The sequence below is a fragment of the Curtobacterium sp. C2H10 genome (assembly GCF_025407985.1).
Taxonomy (GTDB): Bacteria; Actinomycetota; Actinomycetes; order Actinomycetales; family Microbacteriaceae; genus Curtobacterium.
On the sequence record NZ_JABXGF010000081.1, the window covers coordinates 1 to 9587 of the forward strand.

The 9587-nt window shown below is 70.8% G+C and carries 8 protein-coding genes; 5 read left to right on the forward strand and 3 right to left on the reverse strand.

Going from position 1 to position 9587, the window contains the following annotated elements:
* From HWD93_RS17725 to HWD93_RS17735, 3 genes are all read right to left on the reverse strand, one after another.
* Window positions 1–469, reverse strand: a 469-nt coding sequence (locus HWD93_RS17725; protein WP_306577605.1) for a biotin/lipoyl-containing protein, incomplete at its 3' end; no start/stop codon positions are given.
* Window positions 470–518: 49 nt separating this feature from the next.
* Window positions 519–1892, reverse strand: coding sequence for a dihydrolipoyl dehydrogenase (lpdA, locus tag HWD93_RS17730; protein ID WP_070418792.1), 1374 nt, complete (start codon window positions 1890–1892; stop codon window positions 519–521).
* A 154-nt stretch (window positions 1893–2046) separates the two neighbouring features.
* The gene (locus tag HWD93_RS17735) at window positions 2047–3525 is read right to left on the reverse strand and encodes a leucyl aminopeptidase (protein WP_071295247.1); all 1479 of its coding nucleotides are present in this window, start codon (window positions 3523–3525) and stop codon (window positions 2047–2049) included.
* A gap of 76 nt (window positions 3526–3601) precedes the next feature.
* Between HWD93_RS17735 and HWD93_RS17740 the strand changes: the two genes are divergently transcribed.
* From HWD93_RS17740 to HWD93_RS17760, 5 genes are all read left to right on the forward strand, one after another.
* Window positions 3602–4534: a proteasome assembly chaperone family protein gene (locus HWD93_RS17740; RefSeq protein ID WP_070418794.1), complete on the forward strand. Its 933-nt coding sequence runs from the start codon at window positions 3602–3604 to the stop codon at window positions 4532–4534.
* A gap of 145 nt (window positions 4535–4679) precedes the next feature.
* Window positions 4680–5999, forward strand: a complete 1320-nt coding sequence (locus HWD93_RS17745) for a nitrate/nitrite transporter (protein ID WP_070418795.1) — start codon at window positions 4680–4682, stop codon at window positions 5997–5999.
* A 192-nt stretch (window positions 6000–6191) separates the two neighbouring features.
* Complete coding sequence (locus HWD93_RS17750) at window positions 6192–7460, forward strand: RNA polymerase sigma factor (protein WP_070418796.1); 1269 nt, start codon at window positions 6192–6194, stop codon at window positions 7458–7460.
* A 4-nt stretch (window positions 7461–7464) separates the two neighbouring features.
* Window positions 7465–8724: a MurT ligase domain-containing protein gene (locus HWD93_RS17755; RefSeq protein WP_261647532.1), complete on the forward strand. Its 1260-nt coding sequence runs from the start codon at window positions 7465–7467 to the stop codon at window positions 8722–8724.
* The gene (locus HWD93_RS17760; protein WP_261647533.1) at window positions 8721–9494 is read left to right on the forward strand and encodes a type 1 glutamine amidotransferase; all 774 of its coding nucleotides are present in this window, start codon (window positions 8721–8723) and stop codon (window positions 9492–9494) included. Before HWD93_RS17755 ends, HWD93_RS17760 begins: the two co-directional genes overlap by 4 nt.
* The last annotated feature ends 93 nt before the right edge of the window (window positions 9495–9587 follow it).

The following is a 9587-nucleotide window of genomic DNA, read 5'->3' on the forward strand; positions in this document are numbered from 1 at the left end:
GAGCGGCCTGCGGCACCGGAGCGGCGGCGGGCGGTGCAGCCGGGGCCTGCGGCGCAGCGGGCTGCGTCTGACCGGCGGGGGCCGGCTCGGGCTCGGTCGGCTCCGGGGCAGGGGTCTCGGACTCCTGCTCGGTGCTCGGAGCGGCCTCGGGCTCCTCGGCGTCGGCAGCGGCCTCGTTCGAGGACTCGTCCGACTCGGTGGAGCCGCCGTCGGAGGAACCACCGTCGGACGACCCGTCGCCGATCTTCACCAGCGCGGTGCCGACCTCGACGGTCTCGTCCTCCTGCACGAGGATCTCCTCCACGACGCCGGCGATCGGCGACGGGATCTCGGTGTCGACCTTGTCGGTCGAGACCTCGAGCAGCGGCTCGTCGACCTCGACCCGGTCACCGACGTTCTTCAGCCATCGGGTCACCGTGCCCTCGGTGACGCTCTCGCCGAGCGCCGGGAGGTTGACGGATTCGCTCATCGGGTGGACTCCTCTTCGCAGGGGTGGTTCGTGGTGGTGGTCATGGTGTTCACAGTGCGTGCAGCGGCTTGCCCGCGAGGTGCAGGAACGCCTCGCCGAGTGCCTCGTTCTGCGTCGGGTGCGCGTGGACGAGCGGCGCGACGTCCTCGGGGTAGGCCTCCCAGTTCACGGCGAGCTGTGCCTCGCCGATGAGCTCGCCGACCCGGGCGCCGATCATGCTGACGCCGACGACGGGGCCGTCGACCACACGGACGACCTTGACCGAACCGGACGTGCCGATGATGTGGCTCTTGCCGTTGCCGGCGAGGTTGTACTCGTAGGAGTCCACCTTGTCGGCACCGTACTGCTCTTCGGCCTTGGCCTGCGAGAGACCGACCGATGCGACCTCGGGGTCGGAGTACGTGATCTTCGGGATGTTCTTGTCCTCGATGATGACCGGGTTGAGCCCGGCGATCTCCTCGGCGACGAAGATGCCCTGCTGGAAGCCGCGGTGCGCGAGCTGCAGGCCCGGAACGATGTCGCCGACGGCGTACACGTTCGGGATGTTCGTGGCGAGGCGCTCGTTCGTGGTGACGAACCCGCGGTCCATCGCGACGCCGACCTCGTCGTAGCCGACGTTCTGCGTCACGGGGCCACGGCCGACCGCGACGAGCAGGATGTCGCCGTCGAAGGTCTTGCCGTCCTCGAGCGTGACGACCACGCCGTTCTCGTGCTGCTCGACGCCCTGGAACCGGACACCGAGCGAGAACTCGATGCCGCGCTTGCGGAACGCGCGCTCGAGCTGCTTCGACATCGACTCGTCCTCGGCCGGGACGAGGTGGGGGAGCGCCTCGACGATCGTCACCTCGGCACCGAAGGACTTCCAGACGCTGGCGAACTCGACGCCGATGACGCCACCACCGAGGATGACGACCTTGTTCGGCACGTAGTCCATGCGCAGGGCGGTCTCGGAGGTGATCACGCGACCACCGATCTCGAGGCCGGGGAGCGACTTCGAGTAGGAGCCGGTCGCGAGCACGATGTTCTTGCCGGTCACGGTCTGGTCGCCGACCTGCACGGTGTTCTGCGAGGTGAGGCGGCCCCAGCCCTCGACGACGGTGATCCCGCGTGCCTTGATGAGCCCCTGGAGGCCCTTGTACTTCGACGAGATGACGCCCTGCTGGTACTCGATGACCTTCGGGACCTCGACACCGGCGAACTCGGCGATGACGCCGTACTTCTCGGCGTCGCGCGTCGCGTCGGCGACCTCGGCCGCGTGCAGCAGCGCCTTCGTCGGGATGCAGCCGCGGTGCAGACACGTCCCCCCGAGCTTGTCTCCCTCGATGAGCGCGACGCTCATGCCGAGCTCGGCGGCCCGGAGCGCAGCGGCGTAGCCACCACTGCCGCCACCGAGGACCACGACGTCGTAAGTCTGTTCCGTCACCTGGTGCAACTCCCTCGTGCGTGTCGGGACCGATCGGGCCCCACTGGACACCGCGGCGGCGGCGTCCGACGGTCGGACCGCATGGTTCCGGTCCCGTCCCGTTGGTTTCCGGCGGGGGCGCGTCGAGCGCGCCGTCCCGCCGGAGTCAAACCTACTACTTGGCCTGGAGCTCTTCTGCGAGCGAGATGAGCGTCCGGACCATGGCGCCGGTCGCGCCCTTGCCGAGCCACCCGTAGCCGCCGCCCTTGTTCTCCGACGGACCGGCGATGTCGAGGTGCGCCCACGGGATGCCCTCGCCGACGAAGCGCTCGAGGAACTTGCCCGCGAGCAGCATGCCGCCCGCCGGGTTGCCGACGGTGGCGTTGACCATGTCGGCGACCTCGCTCGCGAGTCGGGCGTCGAGCTCCTCGGGGAGCGGCATCGGCCAGATCGGCTCCGCCACGGCCCCGGCGACCGCGCGGACCTGCGCGACGAGGTCGTCGCTGCCCATGAGCCCGGTGGTGCGGTCACCGAGCGCGACGACCTGCGCCCCGGTCAGCGTCGCGACGTCGACGATGGCGTCGGGCTGCTCGAGCGACGCGGCGGCCATGCCGTCACCCAGCACGAGTCGGCCCTCGGCGTCGGTGTTCGTGACCTCGACGGTCTTGCCGTTCTTCAGCGTGAGGACGTCGCCGGGGCGCGTCGCCGAGCCGGAGGGCATGTTCTCCGCCAGGCACAGCCACGCGGTGACGCGGACGTCGAGTCCGAGACGCGCGGCGGCGACGGTCGCGGCGAGGACGGTGGCGGCACCCGTCATGTCGGTCTTCATGCCGAGCATGGAGGCGGCCGGCTTGAGCGAGAGACCACCCGAGTCGAACGTGATGCCCTTGCCGACGAGTGCGAGGTGCTTCGTCGCGGACTCCGGCGCGTACCGGACGACGACGAGCCGCGGCGGGCGCTCCGAGCCGCGACCGACACCGAGGATGCCGCCGAAGCCCTGCTCCTCGAGCGCGGTCTCGTCGAGGACCTCGACGGTGAGGGGGAGCCCCTCGGCCTGCGCACGGGCGACGTCGGCGACGTCCGCCGGGCCGAGGTCACCGGCAGCGGTGTTGACGAGGTCGCGCACGAGCGTGGCGGCGTCGCCGACGATCGCCGGGCGGACGGTGGCGTCGGCCGCGGCGGAGGGTGCCAGCACGGTCACCTGCTGGTCCCCGCGGGCAGGACCGGTCGTGCCGGCGCCCTTGTGTCGGGTGAACGAGTAGGCACCGAGCGCGGCGCCCTCGAGCGCGGCGTCGACGAGCTCGGTCGTGTCGGTCGGCAGCGCGAGGACGATCGACGACGCGAGGGGGAGCTGGCGGACCGCGCTGCCGGCGGCCGAGCGGAGTGCCGCTGCGTCGGTGCCGGAGCCGAGCCCGATGAGCGCGATGCCCTGCGCGTCGACACCGACGGCGGGGATGCGCACGAGCTGGTCCTTCGCACCGGTCGCACCGATGGCAGCGAGGTCGATGCCGTCGAGCGCGGAGAACGGCGTCGTGGCGGGCGTCGCGATGGTCGCGGGAGCGCCGTCGGACCCGGGCCGGACACCGAGCACGAGGACGTCGGCGGAGATCGAGGCGGGAGCGGAGGAGTCAGTGGAGAGCGTCGGTCGGACCATGCCCCAACCCTATCCAGCAGGTGTTCGCTGTCGGCGTGGCCGCCCGGCACCGGGGGACACCGGCTCCCCGCCTAGCATGGGGACGGTGAACCACCCCGAGGAGCTCTACACCTTCGCCGAGGACGCGCCGTCCGTCCCCGAGGGGCTGCACCTGGTCGCCGGACTCACCGGGTTCGCCGACGCCGGCTCGGCCGTGGCGCAGGTGACGACCGCCGTCCTGGACGACCTCGAGACGGAGCTCGTCGCCGAGTTCGACCCGGACGTCCTGCTCGACTGGCGTGCACGCCGCCCGGTGATCACCTTCGAGCACGACCACATCGCCGCCGTCGAGCCCCCGCGGCTCCGTCTGCACCTCGTGCGCGACGAGATCGGCCAGCCGTTCCTCTTCCTCTCCGGGTACGAGCCGGACTTCCAGTGGAACCGGTTCGTCCGCGCGGTCACCGACCTCGCCGCCCAGCTCCGGGTCGCCGACACCACCTGGGTCCAGTCGATCCCGATGCCCGTCCCGCACACGCGCCCGATCAGCCTCACCGTCTCCGGCACGCGCGCCGACCTCGTCGAGCAGATGAGCGTCTGGAAGCCCGAGACCCAGGCGCCCGCGAACGTCCTGCACCTCGTCGAGCACCGGCTGTCCGAGCTCGGCGAACAGGTCACCGGACTCGTCCTGCTCGTCCCGCACTACCTGTCCGACACCGAGTTCCCGGACGCTGCCGTCGCGGCGCTCTCCGGCATCTCCGCCGCCACCGGCCTCATCTTCCCCTCCGACGAGCTGCGCGAAGAAGGACGCGAGTTCCGCACCCGCGTCGACGAGCAGGTCGCCGGCAACGAGGAGCTGCAGCGTCTGGTCGGGGTCCTCGAGGAACGGCACGACACCTACATGGAGGGCAACCCGATCGCGTCGCCGCTCACCGGCGTCGACGGGCAGGTCCCCACTGCGGACGCGATCGCCGCGGAACTGGAACGCTTCCTGGCGGACCGCCGCACCGACGGCGACGCGAGCGGCGACTAGCCGTACCGATCAGCCGCACCGACGTGGCGGAGGCGGGTCGCGCCTCCTGGACCGTCGGACGGGAGGCGCGACACCCGTCCGTCGCGCTCGTCACGTTCTCCACAGCCCGTCCCGGCGGCGGTGCCGCCCCCGCTAGCCTGGTCACGTGAACTCCCGCCGCGCCTTCCTCGTGTGGGGCGTCGCGGTGCTGGCGTACGTCCTCGCGGTCGTGCAGCGGTCCTCGCTCGGGGTCTCCGGGGTCGACGCGCAAGACCGCTTCGCGGTGTCGGCGGCGGTGCTGTCGACGCTCGCGGTGGTGCAGATCGCCGTCTACGCCGGACTCCAGATCCCGGTGGGGATCGCCCTCGACCGCGTCGGGCCGCGCCGACTCGTGCTGTTGGGGGCCGCGCTGCTCGTCGCCGGGCAGGCCGTGGTGGCGGTGTCGCCCACCATCGGGCCGGCGATCGCGGGGCGTGTCCTCGTCGGCGCCGGGGACGCGATGACCTTCATCTCCGTGATCCGCCTCGTGCCGATGTGGTTCAGCGGGCCGATCCTGCCGCAGATCTCGCAGTGGACCGGCAACCTCGGCCAGGTCGGGCAGATCCTGTCGGCGTTCCCGTTCGCCGTGCTGCTGCACACCGCGGGGTGGTCGCCGGCGTTCGGCGTCGCCGCGGCCGCGAGTGCCGTCGGGCTCGTGCTGGCGTTCGTCTTCGTCCGGAACGGCCCCGTGCCGGTGCGCACCGACACGATCCCGCTGCCGCACACCTGGCGGGGCGCGTTCCACACCTTCGGGCACGCGCTGCGGCGTCCCGGTACCCAGCTCGGCTTCTGGTCCCACTACGTCACGCAGTCCTCCGGAACGGTCTTCTCGCTGCTCTGGGGCGTCCCGATGCTGCGCGGGCTGGGGTACTCCCCGTCCGAGGCGGCCGGCTTCCTCACCGTGATCGTCGTCACCGGGTTCGTCGTCGGGCCGGTGCTCGGCGTGCTCTGCGCCCGGTTCCCGCTGCGACGGTCGAACCTCGTGCTCGGGATCGTCGTCGCCCTCGCGGTGGTGTGGACCGCCGTGCTCGTGTGGCCCGGACAGCCGCCCACGTGGTTGCTCGTCGTGCTCGTCGTCGTGATGGGGATCGGCGGGCCGGGGTCGCTCATCGGGTTCGACTTCGCGCGGTCCTTCAACCCCGTCGGCTCCCTCGGGTCGGCGAACGGCGTGGTCAACGTCGGCGGGTTCCTCGCCGCGTTCGTGATGATGTTCCTGATCGGCACGATCCTCGACCTCGCGTCGTCGGCGTCGGGGCAGACCGTGTTCGCGTGGACGAACTTCCGGCTGGCCCTCACCGTGCAGTACGTCGTGGTCGGGATCGGCGTCGTGATGCTGCTGCACGCCCGTCGTCGCACGCGCCGGGTGCTGCACGCCCAGGACGGAATACGGGTGGGGCCGCTCTGGGTTGCACTCGTTGCGCGCCTGCGGAAGCGGAGCGTGCAATAATGAACGCGGACCCGTTCGGGCCTCCTGTGTCTCGGAGCACTCCAGTGCGCCGCAGAAACCGGGGGACTTGACATGGGTCCTAGTGCTGCCCGGAACGGTAGGACCTGATGACGCGGGAGACCGCGGCGCAGGCCCTGGGCGGCGAGGGAGGCCACGACCCCACGAACGTGGCACGACGAGAGAGGTGATCGCATGGCTGCCCGGAGCACGACGATCGATCCCACGAAGGACACCGAGCCCGAGGGCACCGCAGCAGAGAGCGCTGCGGAAGCCGAGGGGACGGCCGCGCCGAAGAAGCGCGCCACCAAGACCACCGCCAAGAAGGCCGCCCCGAAGAAGGCCGCCCCGAAGGCGAAGAAGAAGGCCGACGACGACGAGGACATCGACGAGGAGACCCCGGTCGCCGAGGCCGACGCGACCGACGACGCCGACACCGAGACCGACGAGAAGGACACCAAGCCGGACGCCGCAGCAGCGGTCGCCGCGGGTGCGCTCGTCATCTCGCAGTCCGACGACGACGAGGCGCCGGTCTACTCCACGACGATCACCGGTGCCACCGCCGACCCGGTGAAGGACTACCTCAAGCAGATCGGCAAGGTCGCCCTCCTCAACGCCGAGCAGGAGGTCGAGCTCGCGATGCGCATCGAGGCCGGCCTGTTCGCCGAGGACAAGCTGCAGCACTCGACCGGGCTCTCGAAGCCGGAAGAGCGCGAGCTGCGCTGGGTCGCCCGTGACGGTCAGCGCGCGAAGTCGCACCTGCTCGGCGCGAACCTCCGCCTGGTCGTGTCGCTCGCCAAGCGCTACACCGGCCGCGGCATGCAGTTCCTCGACCTCATCCAGGAAGGCAACCTGGGCCTGATCCGTGCGGTCGAGAAGTTCGACTACACCAAGGGCTTCAAGTTCTCGACCTACGCCACCTGGTGGATCCGTCAGGCGATCACCCGTGCCATGGCCGACCAGGCCCGCACGATCCGCATCCCGGTCCACATGGTCGAGGTCATCAACAAGCTGGCCCGCGTCCAGCGCCAGATGCTCCAGGACCTCGGTCGCGAACCCACTCCGGAAGAGCTCGCCCGCGAGCTCGACATGACCCCGGAGAAGGTCGTCGAGGTGCAGAAGTACGGCCGCGAGCCCATCTCGCTCCACACTCCGCTGGGTGAGGACGGCGACTCGGAGTTCGGCGACCTGATCGAGGACACCGAGGCGGTCGTCCCGGCCGACGCCGTCGGGTTCACCATGCTGCAGAAGCAGCTCGAGAGCCTGCTCGACTCCCTGTCCGAGCGTGAGGCGGGTGTCATCCGCATGCGCTTCGGGCTCGGGGACGGCCAGCCGAAGACCCTCGACCAGATCGGTGACACGTTCGGCGTGACGCGTGAGCGCATCCGTCAGATCGAGTCCAAGACGATGGCGAAGCTCCGCCACCCGTCGCGGTCGCAGTCGCTGCGCGACTACCTCGAGTAGGCCGATGCGCTTCGTCATCCCGATCCTCGTCGGGCGGATCCTCCGCGCCCTCGCACGTGCGCGGGGCGGGGGGTCCGCCTACCCCGGGTACATCGTGCTCAAGCTGGTGCCGAACTTCCTCCAGCACGTCACCGCGCAGTTCCCGAACGGCGTCGTCTTCGTGCTCGGTTCGAACGGCAAGTCGACGACGACCCACATGATCTCCGACATCGTGCGGGCGCACGGGCTGCGGGTCTTCACGAACCCGTCCGGGGCGAACCTGCCGCAGGGCATCGCCTCGGCGCTGCTGTCCGAGGTGTCGCTGACCGGCAAGCTCAAGGCGGACATCGGCATCCTCGAGGTGGACGAGGCCTTCGCGGTCGAGCTCGCCGGGATCCTGTCGCCGTCCACCGTGACGATGCTCAACGTCCAGGTCGACCAGCTCTACCGGTTCTTCGAGACCGAACGCGTCGCGACGATGATGCTCGACACCGCGGCCCTGTCGACCGCGAACGTCATCACCAACCGTGACGACCAGTTCCTCGACGCGTACGTCGGCACGGAAGGCCAGCGCGTGCTGCGCTTCGGTGCCAGCGCCGAGGTCGTCGCCGCCGCACCGAACGGGCTGCAGAACGCCGACGACTTCGACCGGCAGGACGCCGTGCCGAACGTCGCCGACGCCGAGGTCGTGGTGAACACCGGCGACGGTGCGACCATCCGCTTCGACGGTGCCGAGATCCCTGTCCGCCTGCCGGCTCGCGGGCTGCACTACGCCGTCGACGCGGCAGCGGCCACGGCGACGGCGAGTGCCGCACTCGGTGCGCAGTTCCGCGCCGACGCCGTGACGACGGCGTTCGGCACGATGAAGCCGGCGTACGGACGCGGTGAGCGACTCCCCATCGCGGGCGAGTCCGCCGAGTTCACGATGTTCAAGAACGCCGCGAGCCTCCAGCTCAACCTCGACGCCCTGCCGGACCACCCCGAACAGGTGCTCATGGCGATCGACGAGGGCACGCCGGACATCTCGTGGATCTACGACATCGACTTCTCGAAGCTCGACCACGTCGACGTCGTCTCCGGCGACAAGGCCTGGCAGATCGCGATCGCCCTCGAGCACGCCGGTGTCCGCATCGGGCGGGTCGAGCCCGACGTCGAGGCCGCGATCAAGCAGATGGAGCAGCTCGGTTCGACGACCTCCGGGACGAAGAACTTCATCGTGAACTACGAGATCATGATGATCGCCCGCAAGGCCCTCGGCCACCCGGACATGGAGAAGACCGCATGACGGCCGATCGGCTGACCATCCTGCACGTCTACCCCCGCCAGATGGGCGTCTCGGGCGACCGCGGCAACGTGGCGGCCCTGGTCCGTCGTGCCGCGGCCGCGGACATCGCCACCGAGGTGCTCGAGTACGCGCCGGGTGACGAGCTCCCCACCGCGGCCGACGTCGTCGTGATCGGCAACGGACCGCTCAGCGCGATGCGGTCGCTCGGTGACGACATCGCACGCATCGGTGCGCCGCTCCGCGAGTTCGCCGCTGCCGGGGTGCCCGTCGTGGCCGTCGGCGGCGGGTTCGACCTCGCCACGACCGAGGTCGTGCCGACGGACGGTGCTCCCGTGACCGGCTTCGGGGTCTTCGACGCGCGTGCCGTCCGCGGTGCCGAGCGTCGGGTGAACTACTTCGTGCTCGAGACCGCGTACCCGCTGCTCCCCGGAGCCCCGACGCGCCTCGCCGGCTTCGAGGACCACGCGACGCGCATCGAGCTCGGTGCCGGTGTCCGGCCGTTCGCCGACGTCGTCTCCGGCGGCGGCAACCAGGCGGGCGCCCCGGTCGAGGGCGCGATCCTCGGCAACTCCTTCGGCACGCACACGCAGGGGCCGATCCTGCCGCTCAACCCGCAGCTGACCGACGGCGTCCTCGCCGCGGCCACCGCTCGGCTCGGCCGCGAGTACGCATCGGACCCGGAGCGCACCGCGTCGATCGACCGCTACGCGCGCGAAGCGCGGGCAACCGTCGACCGCTACGTCGACAAGGCGTTCAAGCGGATCGCCTGACCCGACCGCAGACAGACAGGAGGCGCGGTGCCAGCTGGCAGCGCGCCTCCTGGATCGCACAGGGTTACGCAGCGACCGTCCGGCGCGCGACGA

Coding starts and splice junctions, on each gene's coding strand:
- HWD93_RS17735 (WP_071295247.1), bottom strand. CDS start 3,525: ATGGTCCGACCGACGCTCTCCACTGACTCCTCCGCTCCCGCCTCGATC.
- HWD93_RS17740 (WP_070418794.1), top strand. CDS start 3,602: ATGGGGACGGTGAACCACCCCGAGGAGCTCTACACCTTCGCCGAGGAC.
- HWD93_RS17750 (WP_070418796.1), top strand. CDS start 6,192: ATGGCTGCCCGGAGCACGACGATCGATCCCACGAAGGACACCGAGCCC.
- HWD93_RS17755 (WP_261647532.1), top strand. CDS start 7,465: ATGCGCTTCGTCATCCCGATCCTCGTCGGGCGGATCCTCCGCGCCCTC.
- HWD93_RS17760 (WP_261647533.1), top strand. CDS start 8,721: ATGACGGCCGATCGGCTGACCATCCTGCACGTCTACCCCCGCCAGATG.